Origin of the sequence: Thaumasiovibrio subtropicus (assembly GCF_019703835.1) — a bacterium.
GTDB lineage: Bacteria > Pseudomonadota > Gammaproteobacteria > Enterobacterales > Vibrionaceae > Thaumasiovibrio > Thaumasiovibrio subtropicus.
Genome location: NZ_AP023054.1, coordinates 229,815 through 249,971, shown reverse-complemented (window position 1 = coordinate 249,971; position 20,157 = coordinate 229,815). Strand labels below are relative to the sequence as shown.

The 20,157-nt window shown below is 49.2% G+C and carries 20 protein-coding genes and 1 pseudogene; 10 read left to right on the top strand and 11 right to left on the bottom strand.

Features of this window, described 5'->3' with window-relative positions:
- Positions 1-124: 124 nt before the first annotated feature.
- The gene (gene fkpA, locus TSUB_RS01205; RefSeq protein ID WP_087017563.1) at positions 125-964 is read right to left on the bottom strand and encodes an FKBP-type peptidyl-prolyl cis-trans isomerase; all 840 of its coding nucleotides are present in this window, start codon (positions 962-964) and stop codon (positions 125-127) included.
- A 128-nt stretch (positions 965-1,092) separates the two neighbouring features.
- Between fkpA and TSUB_RS01200 the strand changes: the two genes are divergently transcribed.
- Both TSUB_RS01200 and TSUB_RS01195 read left to right on the top strand, forming a co-directional pair.
- Complete coding sequence (locus TSUB_RS01200; RefSeq protein WP_087017565.1) at positions 1,093-2,076, top strand: WD40 repeat domain-containing protein; 984 nt, start codon at positions 1,093-1,095, stop codon at positions 2,074-2,076.
- Positions 2,073-2,300, top strand: coding sequence for a SlyX family protein (locus tag TSUB_RS01195; protein WP_087017567.1), 228 nt, complete (start codon positions 2,073-2,075; stop codon positions 2,298-2,300). The genes TSUB_RS01200 and TSUB_RS01195 overlap by 4 nt, the downstream gene beginning before the upstream one ends.
- Positions 2,301-2,358: 58 nt before the next feature.
- Here TSUB_RS01195 and slyD read toward each other — a convergent pair whose 3' ends face one another.
- The 4 genes from slyD to kefG all read right to left on the bottom strand — a co-directional run bounded on the left by slyD (position 2,359) and on the right by kefG (position 5,710).
- On the bottom strand, positions 2,359-2,916 hold the full coding sequence (gene slyD / locus TSUB_RS01190) for a peptidylprolyl isomerase (protein ID WP_087017569.1): 558 nt from the start codon (positions 2,914-2,916) through the stop codon (positions 2,359-2,361).
- A gap of 131 nt (positions 2,917-3,047) precedes the next feature.
- Positions 3,048-3,248 carry a YheV family putative zinc ribbon protein gene (locus TSUB_RS01185; RefSeq protein ID WP_087017571.1) on the bottom strand — a complete coding sequence of 67 codons (201 nt, stop codon included), beginning with the start codon at positions 3,246-3,248 and terminating at the stop codon, positions 3,048-3,050.
- Positions 3,241-5,076: a glutathione-regulated potassium-efflux system protein KefB gene (kefB, locus tag TSUB_RS01180; protein ID WP_087017573.1), complete on the bottom strand. Its 1,836-nt coding sequence runs from the start codon at positions 5,074-5,076 to the stop codon at positions 3,241-3,243. Before kefB ends, TSUB_RS01185 begins: the two co-directional genes overlap by 8 nt.
- Positions 5,066-5,710, bottom strand: coding sequence for a glutathione-regulated potassium-efflux system ancillary protein KefG (gene kefG / locus TSUB_RS01175; RefSeq protein WP_246616386.1), 645 nt, complete (start codon positions 5,708-5,710; stop codon positions 5,066-5,068). The genes kefB and kefG overlap by 11 nt, the downstream gene beginning before the upstream one ends.
- 156 nt (positions 5,711-5,866) lie before the next feature.
- On the opposite strand from kefG, the gene TSUB_RS01170 reads away from it, so the two are divergent.
- The 5 genes from TSUB_RS01170 to TSUB_RS01150 all read left to right on the top strand — a co-directional run bounded on the left by TSUB_RS01170 (position 5,867) and on the right by TSUB_RS01150 (position 10,636).
- On the top strand, positions 5,867-7,804 hold the full coding sequence (locus TSUB_RS01170; RefSeq protein ID WP_087017577.1) for an ABC transporter ATP-binding protein: 1,938 nt from the start codon (positions 5,867-5,869) through the stop codon (positions 7,802-7,804).
- Between the two features lie 85 nt (positions 7,805-7,889).
- The gene (locus TSUB_RS01165) at positions 7,890-8,399 is read left to right on the top strand and encodes a TIGR02444 family protein (protein ID WP_087017579.1); all 510 of its coding nucleotides are present in this window, start codon (positions 7,890-7,892) and stop codon (positions 8,397-8,399) included.
- Positions 8,386-9,372: a hydrolase gene (locus TSUB_RS01160; RefSeq protein ID WP_087017581.1), complete on the top strand. Its 987-nt coding sequence runs from the start codon at positions 8,386-8,388 to the stop codon at positions 9,370-9,372. Before TSUB_RS01165 ends, TSUB_RS01160 begins: the two co-directional genes overlap by 14 nt.
- Positions 9,373-9,478: 106 nt before the next feature.
- Positions 9,479-9,709 carry a YheU family protein gene (locus tag TSUB_RS01155; RefSeq protein ID WP_087017583.1) on the top strand — a complete coding sequence of 77 codons (231 nt, stop codon included), beginning with the start codon at positions 9,479-9,481 and terminating at the stop codon, positions 9,707-9,709.
- Between the two features lie 57 nt (positions 9,710-9,766).
- Positions 9,767-10,636: a phosphoribulokinase gene (locus TSUB_RS01150; protein ID WP_087017585.1), complete on the top strand. Its 870-nt coding sequence runs from the start codon at positions 9,767-9,769 to the stop codon at positions 10,634-10,636.
- 79 nt (positions 10,637-10,715) lie between these two features.
- Here TSUB_RS01150 and TSUB_RS01145 read toward each other — a convergent pair whose 3' ends face one another.
- On the bottom strand, positions 10,716-11,120 hold the full coding sequence (locus TSUB_RS01145) for an OsmC family protein (protein WP_087017587.1): 405 nt from the start codon (positions 11,118-11,120) through the stop codon (positions 10,716-10,718).
- Between the two features lie 247 nt (positions 11,121-11,367).
- On the opposite strand from TSUB_RS01145, the gene crp reads away from it, so the two are divergent.
- Complete coding sequence (crp, locus tag TSUB_RS01140) at positions 11,368-12,000, top strand: cAMP-activated global transcriptional regulator CRP (protein WP_087017589.1); 633 nt, start codon at positions 11,368-11,370, stop codon at positions 11,998-12,000.
- 88 nt (positions 12,001-12,088) lie between these two features.
- On the opposite strand, the gene TSUB_RS01135 is transcribed toward crp, so the two are convergent.
- The 5 genes from TSUB_RS01135 to TSUB_RS01115 form a co-directional block, all read right to left on the bottom strand.
- Positions 12,089-12,883: a DUF1338 domain-containing protein gene (locus tag TSUB_RS01135; protein WP_087017591.1), complete on the bottom strand. Its 795-nt coding sequence runs from the start codon at positions 12,881-12,883 to the stop codon at positions 12,089-12,091.
- A 4-nt stretch (positions 12,884-12,887) separates the two neighbouring features.
- The gene (gene astD, locus TSUB_RS01130; RefSeq protein WP_087017593.1) at positions 12,888-14,351 is read right to left on the bottom strand and encodes a succinylglutamate-semialdehyde dehydrogenase; all 1,464 of its coding nucleotides are present in this window, start codon (positions 14,349-14,351) and stop codon (positions 12,888-12,890) included.
- A 24-nt stretch (positions 14,352-14,375) separates the two neighbouring features.
- Positions 14,376-15,398 (bottom strand): arginine N-succinyltransferase, encoded by a 1,023-nt coding sequence (gene astA, locus TSUB_RS01125; RefSeq protein ID WP_087017596.1) that lies wholly within the window; start codon positions 15,396-15,398, stop codon positions 14,376-14,378.
- 125 nt (positions 15,399-15,523) lie between these two features.
- A complete protein-coding gene (locus TSUB_RS01120; protein ID WP_087017598.1) occupies positions 15,524-16,732 on the bottom strand; it encodes an aspartate aminotransferase family protein in 1,209 nt (402 codons plus the stop codon).
- 291 nt (positions 16,733-17,023) lie between these two features.
- Positions 17,024-17,596, bottom strand: a complete 573-nt coding sequence (locus TSUB_RS01115; protein WP_087017602.1) for an aminodeoxychorismate/anthranilate synthase component II — start codon at positions 17,594-17,596, stop codon at positions 17,024-17,026.
- Between the two features lie 100 nt (positions 17,597-17,696).
- Between TSUB_RS01115 and TSUB_RS01110 the strand changes: the two genes are divergently transcribed.
- Together TSUB_RS01110 and TSUB_RS01105 are read left to right on the top strand one after the other, a co-directional pair.
- Entirely contained in the window at positions 17,697-18,602 is a 906-nt protein-coding gene (locus TSUB_RS01110; RefSeq protein ID WP_087017600.1) for an AraC family transcriptional regulator, read from the top strand.
- 101 nt (positions 18,603-18,703) lie between these two features.
- A pseudogene (locus TSUB_RS01105) lies at positions 18,704-20,138 on the top strand (IS1182 family transposase).
- Positions 20,139-20,157 lie beyond the last annotated feature (19 nt).

Sequence of the window (20,157 nt, the reverse complement as noted above, 5' to 3'; positions counted from 1 at the left end):
CTATGCCCTTGTAGGTTCAAAATCAAAATATTCTGGTAAGTTTATCAGATTTTTAACATGCTCCAACGAAAAGACCCCGCTTAAGCGGGGTCAAAAACATGATCTATAGCAAGTAAAGTAAATTTTACTGGGTTTGTTCTTCAGCTTGCTGAGATGGGATGCTTAGTAGCTCAACTTCGAAAACCAATGTCGAGTTAGCTGGGATTGTTGGTGTATTTTGCGCGCCGTAAGCGAGCTCAGGCGGAATAACAAACTTGAACTTAGAGCCAACCGGCATCAATTGTAAACCTTCAGTCCAGCCAGGAATCACTTGATTCAATGGGAAAGACGTCGACTGGTTGCGCGAGTATGAGCTATCAAACTCTGTACCATCAATCAAAGTGCCACGGTAGTGAACTTCAACAGTATCCATCTCAGATGGCTTAGCGCCTTCACCCTGAGACAGCACTTGGTAAAGTAGACCCGTGTCTGTCTTCACACTGCCTTCTTCCGCTTCGAATGCCGTGCGGAATGCTTCACCCGCTTCAATGGTTTTCTTCGCTTCTTCTTCCATCTTCGCGGTGACAAGCGCAGAAACTCGCTGATCTAGCTCTTGCAGCGCAGCTTGCATCTCTTCTGGTGTCATTTTGCTTTCGCCAGCGAATGCATCTTGTACACCTTGTAGTACGTCTTTGCTATCTAGCGACAAGCCGAGTTCAGCTTGTTGCTCAAGATTTGTCGCTAGGTACTGACCCAAAGATGCACCAATCGCGTAAGCCGCTTTCGCATCGTCAGTTGCGAATAGCTCTTCTGCTGCGACTTCTACTTCCGCAGCCTCAACCACTTGCTCTACTGCTGTCGATTCAACTGCTTGCTCTACAGCGACAGGCTCTGGCGTTTTTGTCTCAGCAACAGATTCGCCTTGGCAACCCATTGCCAGAAGTACAGTGGCAGCGATCGCTGTCATTTTTAGAACAGGTTTCATAATTTCTCCGTGATAATGAGAGACAAGAGCCTCTTTTCTCTGCCTGTAAGGTCGCAGGCAGTACTAATGCTTGTAATAATCAATATACTAGTCCCAGTAGCAACATAACATAGCGGAACAAAAACTTAATGGTATTCGCGCGTCGATTTATTTTGCTGTTTTGGACATTGCTCACGATTATTGGATGTGAGTTTTGGCAAACCGAACAACAACGTTGGACATTGGCTCCAGAAGGGGCGCCCAGTATGGCGCTCAGTCGAGATGGCCGCTTCGCCCTTTTTTACTCTGTTGAACAAGATATCGTTCTCTATGACTTAGGCAGTAATCAAGCCTTAGCCCGATTTGGTGCACAAGACCCACGTGGTAGTGCCGTTGTCACCGCCACCATCGCCGATAATCCTCGCTACGCACTAACCGCGACTCAAGACAACTTTGCTGTCTGGGATCTCGCATGGGGGCAAGCAGAGGGGCTCTGGTCCATTTCAGATGGCGTCATCATCGACGCCGATATCGCATCCAATGGCGAGCAAGTTTTGCTCGGTCTCACCAATGGCAAAGCCATTTATGTCAACTTGGGCACTGGACGGCGCTTAGAGTTCCTCGCCCACCAAGAAAAAGTGAATTCTGTGGCGATCGCCCCAAATGGACGCTACGCCCTTTCTGGCGGTAACGACAAAAATGCCTATTTCTGGGACACCAACACTGGCCAAGCGCTTTATCACTTCCCTCATCGCGCACGTGTTCGCCAAGTTGCGTTGCAGCGCGATGGCAACTATGCGTTTACGGCTGACAGCGAAGGGAATGGTTTCATCTGGGATCTGAGCAACGGCGAAAAAGTCACTGAACTGAGTATTTCCGTGCGTCAGCAGAACTTCAGCAGTGCCCGCTTTTCTGATGATGGTCAATTCCTCGTTACAGGCACCCCAGGCCGATATGTTGAGGTTTGGCGCACTGCAGATGGCAAAAAAATTCACCGCTGGCAATCAGCAGCATTGGAGAATGCTCGCCCTCCGAGCGCAGTGGTGTATGATGTCGCTTTGGATTCACAGAACCGGGTAATATCTGCAACCTCAGCAGGTATCGTTCAGGCCTGGCAGGCAGAGATGAAATGAAGCAGCAAGATACCGCGCAACTACGCCAACGTATTGATGAGTTGGAAATGAAGGTCGCCTTTCAAGACGATACGATTGACGCACTAAACAATGAGATTGCGGCACATCAACTGGCCTTGGAGAAAATTCAGGTCCAAATGCAGCACCTCGTCGAGCGGGTGAAAAGTGCCTCAAGTTCAAACTTAGCCAAAGAGTCGGAAGAAACCCCGCCCCCTCACTACTAGTCGAGATCAAAAAAAGGTGCTGCTCAGCACCTTTTTTATCGTTTTCATCACGTAAAAATTAGTGGCTACCGCAGTTACCGCCGCCACAACACTCGTGATCATCACCTTTGTCTTCTTTGTCACCGCAGCTACCACCACCGCAACAACCACCTTCTTGGTGTAGATGACCATGCTCTGCTTCTTCTGCGGTCGCTTCGCGAACAGCAACAACTTGTACTTCAAACGACAAGCTTTGACCCGCTAGCATATGGTTACCATCTACAACAACATGGTCACCGTCGACTTCTGTAACCTCAACAGGCACTGGCCCTTGATCCGTATCGGCAAGAAAACGCATACCGACGGTGATCTCATCGACACCTTGGAACACGTCTGCTGGCACGCGCTGAACAAGTGCATCTTGATACTCACCGTAGGCTTCTTCAGGTGCTACCGTTACCTCGAAGCTTTCGCCTTCGGCTTTACCTTCTAAGGCTTTTTCCAAACCAACAATCAAATTGCTATGGCCATGCAAGTAATCGATTGGCGCTTCTACACTTGATTGATCAACCACTACACCCTCTTCAGTCTTTAGGGTATAAGCAAGACTTACTACTGTGTCTTTTGCAATTTTCATATTGACTCCAGGATAAAAGATTTAAAAAGCACCTTCGCTCTTTGTTTCGCGGGCATCATAACCAACCTTTATGTGAGATGCGAGAAACATCCTACATCCTTTAAGGATATTCGTCGGTGAGATGGCGGCGCTTAGTCAGGTTTAAACACCCCGATCATCGCCCCTTTGTTATTTGCTGTTTCTTGCTCCACCGACTTAGGTAACCGTTGGTCTTGATGCTGGCAAGCGACACACTCAACATGCTCTATATTGTTCTCCACCCACCAGCGCAACGTATCAGTAGCCTGACACGCAGGGCATTTCGCACCAGCGATAAAGCGTTTTTTAGTCATTACTTTCTCTCAATTTATTCGCGACAGCATGGTGTTCATTCCAATCTTCTTGGCCATCGCGTTCATTCTGCATTTCTCTATCAAAGATCTCTTCGAGTTCTTGACGCGCTTCTTTGGCGCGCGTCGCCAACGTAACGTCTTCACTGTGTTGCGGCAACAAGTCTCTGAGCACAGCGAGATCAAGCTTACGAAAATGACTCTCTGCTCGCTTAGCCTTATACGGATGCATCCCCAAAGCGACTAACGCTTGTCGACCCAAATCTAAGGCGCCATCAAACGTTTCGCGAGAAAAATGTTCAATCCCCAAACTGAGCAACTGATACGCCTCAACACGACTACGTGCTCGTGCAAGGATCTTTAAATGCGGAAAATAGTGTCGACACAGTTCCACCACTTCCATCACTTCGTCGGGTGAGTCGGTACAGATAACAATCGCTTCCGCATTATCAGCACCCGCGGCGCGCAACAAGTTCAACTGCGTCGCATCACCATAGTAGACCCGATAACCGAACTTTCTTAACAGTGCAATTTGGCTAGGATCGCGCTCGAGTACAGTCACAGGAATTTTGTTAGCAAACAATAGACGCCCGACAACCTGACCAAACCGACCAAATCCGGCGATGATCACCCGGGGATTATCATGATGGATATCGCTGGCATTCGGTTTCGGCGCGCTATCTGCAGCAAAACTCCGTTTATACCAGCGTCGCTGCATAATGAGTAAAAGCGGCGTGGTGACCATAGACAAGCTGACAATGACCAGCAAATACGCCGTCAGCTCAGCAGACAACATGCCCTGCATTTTTGCCGCAGTGAAAATAACAAAGGCAAACTCACCGCCTTGACTTAAGATCACCGCAACTTGGCTGCGTGTCTTTGAAGGCAGTTTCATCGCATAACTCAAGCCATAGAGCACAGATATCTTGATCGCTACCAGCCCAGCTACGGCACCCAAAATCATCAAGGGGTTTTGCCAAAGCAGCTCTAAGTTGACCGTCATCCCTACCGCGATAAAAAACAAGCCCAGCAGCAACCCTTTAAAGGGTTCTATCGCAATCTCTAACTCATGACGATACTCACTTTCTGCCAGCAACACGCCTGCCAAGAAAGCACCCAAAGCCATCGACAAACCCAATGAGTTCATCAATAGCGCAATACCGACCACCAGTAAAAGGGCAGCGACATTGAACAACTCACGTACACCGCTCATCACCACCCATCGGAACAGTGGACGCAGCAAATAGTGGCCCGCCACCAAAAGCAGTATGATTCCTGCCACCATATAAAACGCTGAGGCGCTATTCCCTCCCGCTTGCCCTGCCAACAGTGGCAACAACGCTAAAATGGGGATCACCGCAATATCTTGAAACAACAGCACCGCAAAACCAGACTGCCCCGCTTCGGTACCCACTAACCCTTGTTCTTCAATTAACTTGAGCGCCACAGCAGTCGATGACAATCCCAACCCCAACGCAATTAAAACGGCGGTATTCACTGAGCTGCCCATCCCGATTAAGGGCACCATCAATGCCAACGCCGTAAAGAGCAACTGACCACCACCGAATCCAATGATCGGCTTTCTCATTTGCCAGAGCTTTTTGGGGTTCAGCTCTAAGCCAATCAAAAACAACAGCAAGACCACACCAAACTCGGAGAAGTGCAAAATCGCTTCCACATCACTTATCAGTCCCAGTCCCCATGGCCCTATCGCTACCCCCGCAATTAAATAGCCAAGCACCGAACCCAACCCCAGTCGCTGAGCAAGGGGCACTGTGACCACGGCAGCAGCAAGAAACACCACACTGCTTTCTAAAAAATCAGCGGCCATCGTTTACCTCCTCCGTGGACACTAAGTCAGGCCGGCATAACCACTGACGATAACGCAAAGCATGATGCTCTAACTCTTGCTGTGGAAGCCGCCGAGCCCAATGCACCACCATAGGTGGAATCCATACCATTTGGCATAAGGCTGCAATCAGTTCAAACGGGCGCAGAATGGAATCAATGTCGTAGCGGTTATAGCCAGTCGCACTGTACGCATCTGCCGAGCCTCCCGTCGTGATAATGCTACGCCAATATTTCCCCGCCAACGCACTCCCCTCACCATGGGCATAATCCTTTCCGAGCACTCTATCGAGCCACTCTTTTAGCAACGCTGGGCAAGAGTACATATACAACGGGTGCTGAAAAACAATCACATCGTGCGCAGCCAGCAAAGCACGTTCTTTTTCCACATCAATAAAAAAATCTGGATAACTGGCGTAAAGGTCATGCACGGTGACATTGGCCAACATACGTGAAAACTCAAGCAGTGCATGGTTGGCGATCGATTGCTGTGGATCAGGATGGACAAAGATGATCAGCACTTTCGGTGGGGAAACGCCGTCCTCACTTCCTTGAGCTTGCTCCCAGCTCTGCGACGTTCTGCTCTCTACCATGAGTACCCCTAAAAAATTTAACACTTTCTTTACCTTAGCAAATCTTTATACCCAAGCCACCCACAGAGAAAAGAAGTTTCATTTACAGACCGAGAATGAGACGCCGCTGTCGACAATTCACACCACAACACATAAGATGCCGTCGTTAACACTATCACGGAGCGGTTTCCGAGCATTCTCATGATCACCATCTCAGACATTCAGCTGCTACGTGGCGGCAACATTCTTCTCGACCAAACATCTGCCACTATTCACCCCGGCGACCGAGTGGGCTTAGTGGGCAAAAACGGCTGTGGTAAATCCACCCTCTTTGCCTTGCTAAAGCACGAACTCTCCCTCGATGCAGGTTCCTATCAGTACCCGGCGAACTGGGAGCTGGCTTGGGTTGCCCAAGAAACACCCGCATTAGAGCGAGAAGCAATTGAATATGTTATTGATGGCGATCGTGAATACCGTGATTTGGAGCGTCAACTCGCGCAAGCTGAAGCTGACGACAATGGCACCCTAGCGGCAGAACTCCATGGCAAGCTGGATATCATTGGTGGCTATACTATCCGCGCCCGCGCAGCAGAATTGCTCAATGGTTTAGGGTTCTCGCAACAACAGATGGGTTGGATGCTCACGCAGTTTTCTGGTGGCTGGCGAATGCGCTTGAACCTCGCTCAAGCCCTTATCTGCCGCTCTGATCTGCTACTACTCGATGAGCCCACTAACCACTTAGACCTCGATGCCGTGATGTGGCTTGAGCGCTGGTTACAAGCCTATCCCGGCACACTGATTTTGATTTCTCACGACCGTGACTTTCTCGACCCCGTTGTGAGCCGCATTATTCATGTTGAAGCGCAAAAGCTGAATGAGTACACCGGCAACTACTCATCGTTCGAAAACCAACGTGCTGAGCGTCTGCTTCAACAGCAAGCGCAGTTTCAGAAACAGCAGAAGCAGATGGCGCACATGCAGTCATACATTGATCGCTTCCGTTACAAAGCCAGTAAAGCTCGCCAAGCGCAAAGTCGCTTGAAAGCGTTGGAGCGTATGGAGAAAGTACTGCCAGCGCAGTTCGATAACCCTTTCAGCTTTGAGTTTCGCGAACCCCATGCCTTACCCAACCCCATCCTAATGATGGATGACGTTGCTGCCGGCTACAACGATAACACCATCCTTGAGAAGATCCGCCTCAACTTAGTTCCGGGAAGCCGAATTGGTCTGCTTGGCCGCAATGGCGCGGGTAAATCTACGCTGATCAAACTGCTCTCTTCAGACCTATCCGCGCAAGCAGGTGATCTGACCTACTCTCAAGGCGTCAAAATCGGCTACTTTGCCCAGCATCAAGTTGAAACCTTGCGCATGGATGACACGCCACTGCAACACTTGAGTCGACTGGCGCCAGACAAGGGCGAGTTAGAGCTTCGTAACTACCTCGGCGCTTTTGGTTTCCATGGAGACAAAGCTCTAGATGTTGTCGGCCCCTTCTCTGGCGGAGAGAAAGCACGCCTAGTATTGGCTTTGATCGTGTGGCAGCGTCCTAATCTACTCTTACTTGATGAGCCGACCAACCACTTAGACTTGGACATGCGCCAAGCATTGACGCTAGCACTGCAATCATACGAAGGGGCCATGGTCATCGTCAGTCACGATCGGTACCTACTGCGCGCCACAACCGATGATCTCTACCTTGTTCATGACCGCCAAGTCGCCCCATTCAATGGCGACCTCGACGATTACTATAAATGGCTAACAGAGCAGCAGCGCGAGGAACGTAAAGCACAAAGCGCAGAAAAAAGCGCCGATAGCAATGAGATGACCAAACCTTCGCTGTCCCGCAAAGAGATAAAGCGCTTGGAGGCAGCGTTTAGACAACAAACGGCGCCATTACGTAAATCACTAACCAAGCTAGACAATGAGATGGATACGCTCTCTCATCAATTAACAGAGATTGAAAATCAGCTTGCAGATAGCGAAATCTATAACGCAGAAAGCAAAACCAAGCTCACCACCCTACTGCAACAACAAGCCGAAGCTAAAAACAGCCTAGAAGAGACGGAGATGTCTTGGATGGACATCACTGAACAACTTGAGTCCGCAGAGGCAGAATTTAAGCGCTCCATAGAGGGGTGAGTGAGAAAAAGACGCTGTGGCAGCGCCTTGCCCCAGCGTCCTTCTGATTGCTCGAGTTGAAACAAGCAGATTGAGGGAACAACCTATGGGTCAAGATCACCGTGCTATCACGCTCACTCTGGATGCTTTCTGGCAATTCAGCGTATCCCACTATCAAAAACCCGGGGTTGAGGCAGCTTGTTTGACCCTACAAGATCACTATCAGGGCAATGTTAACCTTGCCCTTTTTCTCATTTATCTTGAACAGCAGCAGTATCAGACGAACGGTTTGCTTCTCAATAAGTTGCTCGCTTGCCTTCACGCCATCAGTCACACAACTGACGACTTTCGCCGACTGCGCCGGCAGTTGAAGCCACGATTAAACCACGCAGATTACCAAGCGTTGCTGGACTTCGAACTCTCTTTAGAAAAGCAGCAGCAAGCGACATTAATCCAACAGTGGGAAACACACGTAGCAGATAACATAGTGCAACCTACGTCCTCGGTGCAGCCTGCGTCCTTGCAACCAAAGGCATCACAAGCACAAGGTTTAGCGCTCTATTGTGCCCAACTTGGCGCCCCCCATTTAGAACAGGCATTACATGGACAGGGATAATCACTTCACACCACTCACCGGCTGTAGCCATCCACATTTACAAACCTTGTTGCCACGCTTCCTTCGTCGACAACCTCTGTTTACGCCGCGAAATCAACGCTTAGTCACCCCTGATGGCGATTTCATTGATCTGGCTTGGACCACCAACAATGCGGAGAAACACGCCCCACTGTTCGTGCTCTTTCATGGATTGGAAGGCTGCTTTCACAGCCCTTATGCGAATGGTTTATTACATTCTGCGGCACAACAAGGCTGGTTGGGCGTAATGATGCACTTTCGGGGCTGCAGTGGCGAGCCCAACCGCTACGCAGCGAGTTATCACTCAGGCCACACACATGATGCGCGCTATGTACTTCAATGGCTACAGCGTCATCATCCACAGCGCCAGATTATTGCAGTCGGTATTTCCCTTGGCGGCAATATGCTGGCCAACTACCTCGCACAATATCGCCAAGACACTAAAATTTGCGCGGCGCAAATCGTCTCAGCGCCACTGCAATTGGCAAGCTGTGCAAAACGGATCCAACAAGGTTTCTCCAAGATCTATCAAGCTTATCTTCTTAACAGCTTGAAAAAGCGCGCAGCCAAAAAACAGCAAGCCTTCCCCGCGCAATTTGTCCTAGATAGTCAGCAGATACTTAACATCAGCAACCTGTACCAATTTGATGATGTGGTTACCGCACCACTCAATGGTTTCAAGGATGCCCAAGACTACTATGCAAAATGCAGCGCCTTACCGCGCTTATCTGACATCACCATACCTTGTCGATTCATCCATGCGATTGACGACCCCTTCATGGACAAGAGTGTCATCCCTGCGCGCGAGACACTACCCGACAATATTCACTATGATTTGCTCGATAGAGGCGGCCATGTAGGTTTTGTTGGAGGCACGCTCCGAGCGCCACACTTCTGGCTAGAGCAAACCGTGCCTTCGTGGTTTCAAGCGGCACTCTGCGAAAAACTCAGGTGAGTTTGACGACTTGTGGGCTAAGCCGCTTATGAAACCTGCATCTTGAGGTGGTTTGAGTATATAAGGTAAGCTATCAACAACTATTTATGCAGTATATTCGAGCGTCATGATTATTCCCTGGCAACAATTAGACTCCGAAACCTTCGACAATTTAGTCGAAAGCGTTGTGTTACGAGAAGGCACTGACTATGGCGAAAGCGAGCTTTCTCTTGAGGAAAAAGTCAATAACCTCAAGCAATTATTGCAAAGCGATGAGGCGGTCATCGTTTTTTCACAACTCCATGAAACAGTAGATATCAAACTTAGGCGTGATCTCAGTTCCGCCTCTATCACTTGATCTCTGATGCATAGACTGTTAATAACTTGCATCTAATGCGTTAACCTCAGGTAGCTTATGTCTGCAAAACATCCCATTATCGCGGTAACAGGTTCGTCGGGTGCTGGCACCACCACCACCTCTGAAGCCTTCCGCAAAATGTTCAATATGATGCGCATCAATGCCGCATGGCTCGAAGGCGATAGCTTCCACCGTTTCACGCGTCCTGAGATGGACGTAGAGATCCGCAAAGCCCGAGAGCAAGGCCGACATATCAGCTACTTTGGACCGGCAGCTAATGACTTCGAAGCGCTGGAGCAATTTTTTAAGCAGTATGGTGAAGATGGAACGGGGAAATTCCGTCGCTATCTGCACACTTTTGATGAAGCCGTCCCGTACAACCTCATGCCGGGCACTTTTACGCCTTGGCAAACGTTACCTGAAAACACCGATGTGCTGTTTTACGAAGGCTTACATGGTGGGGTCATGGATGGTGATGTTAACGTCTCTCAGCATGTTGACCTGCTCATTGGTATGGTGCCCATTGTTAACCTAGAGTGGATCCAAAAGTTTGTTCGTGATACGCGTGACCGCGGCCACTCACGCGAAGCGGTGACCGATTCCATTGTCCGTTCAATGGACGATTACCTCAGTTATATCACGCCGCAATTTTCGCGCACCCATATCAATTTCCAGCGCGTTCCCACTGTTGATACCTCGAACCCACTGAATGCGAAAGGTATCCCTTCACTCGATGAAAGCTTTGTCGTGATCCGATTCCGTGGGATAAAGAACGTTGATTTCCCATTCTTACTTTCGATGATTCAAGGCTCTTTTATGTCGCGTCACAACACCATTGTGGTCCCGGGCGGTAAAATGAGCTTTGCAATGGAGCTGATCATGCGCCCATTGATTCAAAACCTAATAGAGACCGGTAAGATTGGTTAGGTTTTAGAAACCTGGAGAGCCGAAAAAAGTAAGGGACGCAACAGCGTCCCTTTTTAGTGGCAAACCCTACCGCTGCGCGCTAGGCTTCAATGACCTCAATGGAGTGTGTCATCTCAACACCTTTCCCCAACATCAGGCAAACAGAACAGTATTTCTCAAGTGAGTCAGCCACGACACGCTCGACAATCTTGCTGTCCAGTTGATGACCAGTGACGGTGAAATGGACATTCACTGCCGTAAAATAACGTGGCGCTTCATCACGACGCTGTGAGGTTAACGCCGCCTCACAGCTAACCACTTGCTGAGCCGCGCTTTTCAATCCATCGACGACATCAACAGAACTACAGCCGCCAGCAGCCATTAACACTAGCTCCATTGGGCTTGGGGCTTTCTCTCCACCATTGCCGTCCATCACTACACTGTGACCCGAATCGGACTGACCTAAGAAGGTCATTCCTTCCACCCATTTGACTCGTGACTGCATAAGTCTCTCCAAGTATCTCGTCAGTGTGTGATCATGTGCACACTTATGAGTAAAAAATGCCCGTTTCTCATCGATCTACATCAAGAAAAGGACGCCAAAACACGGTAAACTCAGGAATAAATTTGGTAAGTACGCTTGCAGCGTCGCAGCGGACTACATATCCTAGACAACGCACCAATACCATTGAGTTAATGCTCGATTATAAGGATATCGTTGTTGGGCAACAAATGCAGAGGAAGTTATTTTTATGGTTCCAGGTAAACCTCAAACTGATCCAACTTTAGAGTGGTTCCTGTCTCACTGTCACATTCACAAGTACCCATCAAAAAGTACTTTGATCCATGCAGGTGAGAAGGGTGAAACCCTTTACTACATCGTAAAAGGCTCAGTTGCAGTATTGATCAAGGATGAAGAAGGCAAGGAGATGATCCTGTCTTACCTTAACCAAGGTGACTTTATCGGTGAGCTTGGCCTATTTGAAGAAGGTCAAGAGCGTACGGCGTGGGTTCGTGCCAAGACCCCATGTGAAGTTGCTGAAATTTCTTACAAGAAATTCCGCCAGCTTATTCAAGTGAACCCAGACATCCTAATGCGCCTTTCTGCGCAAATGGCGAACCGTCTGCAAGTCACTAGCCAGAAAGTCGGTGACCTAGCGTTCCTCGATGTCACAGGCCGCATCGCACAAACACTGCTAAACCTAGCGCGCCAACCGGATGCGATGACGCACCCTGATGGCATGCAGATCAAGATTACCCGTCAAGAGATCGGTCAAATCGTTGGCTGTTCACGAGAGACGGTTGGTCGTATCTTGAAGATGCTAGAAGAGCAGAACCTGATTTCTGCACACGGTAAAACTATCGTGGTATACGGTACGCGTTAATCTGCTCTCAGCAGTCGCCTTCTCAACGGCAAACGTGAATCAAAAAAGCTCGCCTAGGCGAGCTTTTTGTTTGCTTCTCTTTTCCCTTTCATCCGTTTCGGTGGGTGCTCTCAAAAATCTTATCTGCCGATGCAGCAACGAAACCGGGGTATAATCGCCCATCCGCTTGTGGGTAACGTTTAGCAAACTCATAAAACCCGCCCGGAACAGTGGCCTCACCGTCACTGAATGTCACTGGCACGGCATCAGCCATGGTCGATGATTGTGCCAAGAGTACCTCTGGTCCTCCCTTGACTTCGCCGCCAGCATCATTCAACACGAAGTCATGTTGCTTCAAATAGGTATTCACTGTTTCTACTTCGTCAAACGTCGATAGTGCATTTATACTGACCGTAAAGTGATTTGCGCCATAACCGTGGGCCGCCACCCATGCCGCATATTCACTCTCTTCCGCCAAGGCTTGATACGTTGACAGAGATAACTGCCATGGTCGCCCTAACGAGAGAAAAGCACCATGCGGGTCCAACGGTGTCTCCATTTGCGCGACCAATGCACGCACATCGGATTGCAATCGGCTTGAACACTGTCCAACTAACAGCTCACTGATGAATACTTTCGGTGCTTCAGGATCCGGATGCTCAAAATGCTCAGCATAGAGGCGTTTTTTCTCAAAATGGTATTCCCCACCTCGCACGTACCCTGCAGCGATAAACGGCGCAGCCAACGCATCCAACCCCACATCAGGCAAATTAAATGTGCGTAACGCAATATGGTCATTAACCAACGGCTCTCCTTCACTCAGCAACGCATGAACACGCAATGCTGAGGGACAAAGTCGACGCGTATAATCTTGCCATAGGTGTTCAAACAGTCTTTTATACATAGCATCACCAGTTTTCGAGTCCGGGGGAACGTTGCGTTGGCATCAATGGGGTCTCTCCCTCCATTGACGCCATGGGATAAGCGCAATAATCCGCAGCATAATACGCACTTGGCCGTAAGTTTCCTGATGCACCCGGCCCGCCAAAAGGCGCATCCCCACTCGCGCCAGTGAGTTGCCGGTTTCGATTTACTATCCCAGCACGGATATGTTGCACGAAGAAGTCCCACTCCGAATCATCGGTAGAGATAAGGCCCGCAGACAGGCCAAAACGGGTGTTATTGGCCAGCTCTACCGCTTCGCTGAGAGCGGTATAGCGAACAACCTGCAACAAGGGGCCAAAGTACTCTTCGTCCGGTAATGTCTCAATCGCGCTCACATCCAAGATTGATGGCGTAACCACTGCGCCCACACCTCGCTCAGCAGATAACAGAGGAGCAGCACCCAACTCTAAAAGTCGTTGCTGCGCCGCCATAATACCGTCAGCGGCGACCGATGATATTTGCGGTCCCATAAAAGGTGCGGGCTCATCGAAAGGCCCACCAATTTGAATCGCTTTGGTGGCTTGAACTAGACGCGAAACAATCGCATCACCTATCTCTCCGTTGGGTAGGTATAACCGTCTAGCGCATGTGCATCGCTGACCCGCGCTGATAAACGCTGACTGGATGATGGTGTAAACAACCGCATCCACTTCCCCACAATGCGAAGAGACAACCAGCGGATTGTTTCCTCCCATCTCCAATGCCAACATTTTTCCTGGCTGACCCGCAAACTGTTGATGCAACAGATGCCCCGTATGCGCGCTTCCCGTGAACAACAGTCCATCTATGCCTGTATGACTCGCTAGCGCTTGGCCTGTCGACTTATCACCTTGCACCAAGTTCACTACCCCGGCAGGAAGTCCAGCTTGTTGCCATAGTTTGATCGCAAGCTCTCCCATTTTAGGCGTCAGCTCCGACGGCTTAAAGACAATAGTATTGCCAGCCAGTAGTGCTGGCACGATATGGCCATTGGGAAGGTGGCCGGGGAAATTGTAAGGGCCAAACACGGCTAACACACCAAGAGGACGGTGACGTAAAACGGCGGCGGTATCACCAAGGGATTTAGCTCGCTCCCCGGTTCGCTCTTCAAACGCGCGCTTTGAAATCGCAATTTTGCCCTTCATCGCGGCGGCTTCAGTACGGCTTTCCCACAACGGTTTGCCCGTCTCTTCCGCTATTGTTCGGGCGATTTCTTCGCTGTGCGTTTCAACCAGCTCCGCAAAGCGGTTCACTAAGGCATAACGTTCATCAACAGACGTCTGACGCCACTGCAAAAATGCGGCACGCGCTGCAGCAACCGCGAGAGACACTTGCTCCGGAGATGCGCTATCACCCTGCCAGACCCGCGCTTCACTATAGGGGTTGATAGACTGCATTGCTGCGCCCTCTCCCTTCACCCATTCCCCCGCAATCCAATGAGTACTCATGGCGACTCCTTATCTATCTGGGATTCACTCGTGCATTGCCAACAGGCGTACCGTCTCTCCGGCCTCTACCAATAGCGCATCGGCAATCTCAGCGCCCATGACAACCACCCCTCGCTTTTCGTCATAATGCAGATCAGCGGCTGTGGCACGAAAGTCAGCAAACTGGCTATTGCAGACGAGGAAGGGCTCACCCGCGTTAACGTCACCCACTTCGACCTGCGCTTGAAAAGAGTGACGGACAGACTCTATGTGGCGACGTTCGCATTCAACCGTTGGCCCGCCATCAAAGATGTCGACATAACCGCGGCAAGAGAAGCCTTCCTGTTCCAATAACCTCAAGGCTGGTCGCGTGTTGTCATGGACATGACCGATCACCGCCTGTGCTTCTTTACTCAGCAAGCTGACGTAAATTGGGTGCTTTGGCATCAAATCGGCAATAAAGCCTTTCTTACCGATCCCTGTCAGGTGATCGGCCAAGGTGAAGTCGATAGAAAAGAAGTGCTCTTTGAGCCACGCCCAGAATGGCGAGTTTCCTTGAGGATCAGACACACCACGCATTTCGGCGAACACGGTTTCAGAAAAACGCTCTGGATGTTCAGCCAACATAAGAAAGCGACACTTTGACATCAGTTTGCCATTGAGACCCTTCCTCCACCGTTCGCGCAGAAAGAGCGTGCAAATTTCGGTGCAGCCTGTGTAGTGATTTCCCAGTGCAAGCACTTCAACGACATTATGTACGCCAAGCTTAGGCGATGAATGGACGACTTTGGAAAGATGATAGCTGTAGAAAGGGACATCGAGCCCGATCGCGGCTTCAATCGCAGTAGTGCCGACAACGTCTCCTGTGGAGATATCTTCAGCCACCATCAAATAGCCTTGGTCACCCGCATGATCGACAACTTGCGCGAAACTCTGCTCGGAATGAGCAATACGCTTTTTGAGTAACTCTTCACTCACGGGTAGGGATGTAAAGCCATGGCCAGACTCTTTAGCACAAGTGAGTAACGCAGGGTAGTCAGCCATGGTGATAGGACGTATAACAAGCATGCAATCCTTCCTCCTGTACGCCAGCGGTGCGATACCCAAGCGACCTCACAGAGCCAATGAAAAGATGGCTTAGGTCCCTTTAGTGTAGCCAGCGCCCACAAAGCTGGGGCGCTAGTTAAGGAGATTTATACTGCTAAGCTGGCAATTGCTCTTTCCAGTCTTTCAAGACCTTGTTCCACTTCTTGCTGTGAGATAACAAGTGAAGGTGTGAATCGAACAACGTTTGGTCCTGCGACCAAGACAAGAAGCCCTTCCTGACCTGCCGCGATAAGAATGTCTCTTGCACGCCCCTGCCAAGCATCATTCAACGCCCCGCCAAGAAGCAAACCTTGACCACGAATCTCGCTAAATAGCTGGTATTTCTCGTTGATCTTGCCGAGACCTTCTCTGAACCAAGTTTCACGGACTTTGACGCCCGCCAACACTTCATCCGTGCTCACAACATCAATCACTGCATTCGCGACGGCACAAGCTAATGGGTTCCCCCCGTAGGTTGAACCATGCGTGCCCACTTTCATGTGTGCGGCTAACGCTGATGTTGTTAACATCGCACCAATAGGAAAGCCACCCCCAAGTGATTTTGCTGTGGTGAGAATATCCGGCGTCACACCTTGGCCTTGGTATGCATAAAAATGCCCAGTACGGCCGTTACCTGTCTGTACTTCATCAAAAATAAGCAATGCATCGTGCTTATCACACAGTGCGCGAACACCTTGAACAAACGCATCGCTCGGCGTAATGATGCCACCTTCACCTTGCAGCGGTTCCATCATAACGGCACATGTTTTATCAGAAATATGCGCTTCAAGTGCGGCAAGGTCGTTGTAATCCAAATGGGTGACATCTTGAGGCTTGGGGCCAAAGCCATCTGAATATGCCGCTTGACCACCCACCGTGACGGTAAAGAATGTGCGACCATGGAATCCTTGGCTAAAGGCGATAATTTCCGATTTTTCCGCACCATGTTTTTCAAAGGCAATGCGACGGGCCAATTTCAATGCCGCTTCATTCGCTTCGGCCCCAGAATTGGCGAAAAACACCTTTTCGGCGAAACTGATCTCTGTCAGTCGCTTTGCGAGCGCCAACGCCGGTTCATTCGTCATGACATTGCTGAGGTGCCAAAGCTTATTGGCTTGCTCGGTGAGCGCATTGACCATGGCTGGATGAGCGTGGCCTAAACAACTTACGGCGATCCCCCCCGCAAAGTCGATGTAATGCTTCCCTTGCTGATCCCAAACGCTTGCCCCTTCTCCGCGCACAGGGATCATTTCCATTGGGGCATAACAAGGCACCATCACCTCATCAAATAGGGATCGACTCATTGTCTGTTCCATATTACTCACTCCTTCCACTGTGCAGCGACTTCCTGACAGTATTAACAATTTATTAACCAATTCAATAGCAGAATCTGCTGTTCTTTCTTCTATTCATACCATAGCGATGGCAGAGTAAGACATAGTTATGCAGTTTTTATTGGCATTTATTAAGACATTGAGACGCAATAGACTCTTTCCAGAGAGGAAATGACAACAGAAAGGATACGGAATAGCAGTGAATAAATTTTCGCCACTGTGTTAAGTCAATCAGCAGCGAAGAAATGTTGCGATTAGTGATGAAGATCGAAATTAGTCTCGCAGAAAGTTCGCTAACAGCTCGTGCCCTTGCTCTGTCAATATACTTTCCGGATGAAACTGGACACCGTGAAGAGGCAACTGTTTATGATGAAAGCCCATGATGATCTTCCCATCCCCTTTCGCTGTTGGGCACCATGCTGTGACTTCAAAGCAATCCGGTAGTTGAGTGACAACCAAAGAGTGATAACGCGTCACTTGCAGTGGATTGTTTAAACCAGCAAACAAGCCGTGTTCGTTGTGGCGGATAAGGCTTGTTTTGCCATGCATCGGCTGATCGGCACGAACGACTTCCCCACCATAGACCTGAGCGATAGATTGGTGACCGAGACAAACCCCAAGAATAGGTAGCTTGCCCGCAAAGTGTCGAATTGCTTGCAGAGAAATCCCCGCTTCATTTGGCGTACAAGGCCCCGGCGAGATGACCAAATGAGTCGGTGACAACGCTTCTATCGCAGCGATATCGACGTCGTCGTTACGCACGACTTTGACTTCTATCCCCAACTCACAAAAATATTGATACAAGTTATAGGTGAACGAGTCATAGTTATCGATAATCAGAAGCATATACACCACAATGCTAGCACGTTTTTGAGAAGCGCCTATTTTGCCCACTCTGACTCAAAAGGCAAGAAAGGATCCGATGAGTACTGTATTAGGGGGAAAAATGACAACGGATTATCATCAAAAGCTCTTACCGGTTATCCGTTATTTGGAAACTCACTTCAATGAGCCACTGCAACTCGAAGACACCGCGGCAATGGCCAATATCTCTCCCTACCATTTTCATCGCGTGTTTAAACTCGTCACTGGTGAACCCTTCGCAGCTTACTTACGTCGCTTAAAAATGGAGCAAGCCGTCGCTTGGCTGCTTTACCACAAACGCTCAGTCACCGATGTGGCACTCACACTCGGCTTTTCAAGCTCGCAAAGTTTCTCGAAGGCATTCAATAAACACTTTGGTGTGACGCCAAGTGAAATGCGCGGCTGCGCTGATCTCGCCGCGTTCTATCAACTACTCGGTAAAAATAGCAAGTTTGGACACCTATATAGCAAGGATGAACACGCGCCAACTTGGTCGCTCATTCATACTGATTCTCAACCACCACAGAGGAGAATCAATATGGAAATCCAACAATTTGAAAAAATGCACGTTGCCTTTGTACGCGTCACAGGCCCCTATGGCAAAAACTATGAGCAAGCCTGCGGCCAACTCTATCAATGGGTAGAGATGAATCAGCTGCCGTTGCAGCCTGCTATTTTCATCTACCACGACAATCCAGAAATTACCGCACCCGATCACTGTCGCACTGATATCTGTACCCCGGTTCCTGAAGGTACTTCCGCTTCTTCAGGTGTCGAAATCAAAACACTACCTGGCGGGAAATATGCATTTACTCGACAACAAGTCACAGAAAAAGCTCAGTATGGCGAGTATTGGGAAGCGCTGATCGCGGATATTGTTGAAGCTAAGTTAGAGATGGATGACCGTCCTTGCTTTGAGTATTACCACCACTTTGATCCTGACACCTATACGGCAGATGTCAGCTTTTGTACGGCATTGAAGGAATAAAAAAAAGCCACGCACTGCGTGGCTTCAGACTGCTGACAAAGGTCTAGCTTTCGAGCTAGACCTTTGATCTAATAGGGGTATCGAAATATGGACACTCCGTTATGCTTCAAGAGCCTACTCCGCAACAATACGAACTGGAAATGGTGACGATGGAACAGTTAGTTCCTAAAAACCATTTAGTGCGTAAAATCGATAATGCTATCGACTTCGAATTCATTCGAGATGAAGTCGCTCATCTTTACTGTAAAGATAATGGACGCCCACCTGTTGACCCTGTCCGCCTCTTCAAAATCATCTTACTTGGCTACATCTTTGGCATAAAAGTGAGCGTCAGCTCGTCAAAGAGATTGAAGTGAATGTCGCTTACCGTTGGTTCTTGCGGATGTCATTAACAGAGAAAGTCATTCACGCTTCTACTCTCAGCCAGAACCGCATTCGTCGCTTTAATGGCACGGATGTATTCGAACGTATTTTTATCAATATCGTAGAGCAAGCCATGTCGAAAGGCTTGGTCGCGGGTCAAGAGCTCTTTACGGACAGTACTCATCTCAAAGCGAACGCCAACAAGAATAAACACACCAATAAAGTCACGGCGGTTCGTGCCAGTACCTATCTTGATATGCTGGATGAAGACGTCGCTTTAGACCGAGAAAAAGCAGGTAAGAAGCCACTTAAGGCTCGGGAGTCAGAGCCAAAAACAAAGAATACTAAAACCAGCACCACTGACCCAGAGAGTGGCTTCATGACTCGTGATAATAAGCCTCAAGGCTTCTTTTATCTCGACCATCGAACCGTTGATGGTCAACACGGAATTATTCTCGATACCTACACCACCGCGGGTAACATCAATGACTCACAGCCTTACGTTCAACGCTTAGATTACACGCTTGCCACATTCCAATTGAACCCGATAGCTGTTGGACTGGATGCGGGCTACTTTACTGCTCCAGTGGCGGAGTCACTTGAACGTCGAGCTATTCTTGGCGTGTTCGGTTATCGACGTCCATCTAGAACGAAAAATACGTTCAAAAAGAAACACTTTACTTACGATGCGCAAAGAGACAGCTACCAATGTCCGAATGGTCAGGAGTTGCTTTATAAAACGACCTCACGCGATGCGTATCGAGAATACCACTCAGCCCCAAAGAATGTGCGTTCTGTCCAATGAGGGATGACTGTACTCAAAGCAGAAATATGAAGAAAGTGATTACACGGCATATCTATAGTGACGCAGTAGAGAGGGCAAACCAAATGCGGCTCTCTTCCTACGGCAAGAAGACTTATAGACGTCGAAGTGAAACAGTAGAACGTAGCTTTGCAGACGCTAAGCAACATCACGGTCATCGTTATGCTCGCTTCCGCGGTCTAGCCAATGTGCAAATGCAATGTTGGTTGGCAGCGGCAGCCCAAAACATCAAGAAGATAGCGCTGGTGATGAACTATCTCCGAAAAATAGGCTTAAACATGGCAGAAATGAGGCAAATACTTGCTTCTGTATGCCTATGTAATGAACGGAAACTTCTGCGCACGACATAGCAAAAAATATCGCGATCGC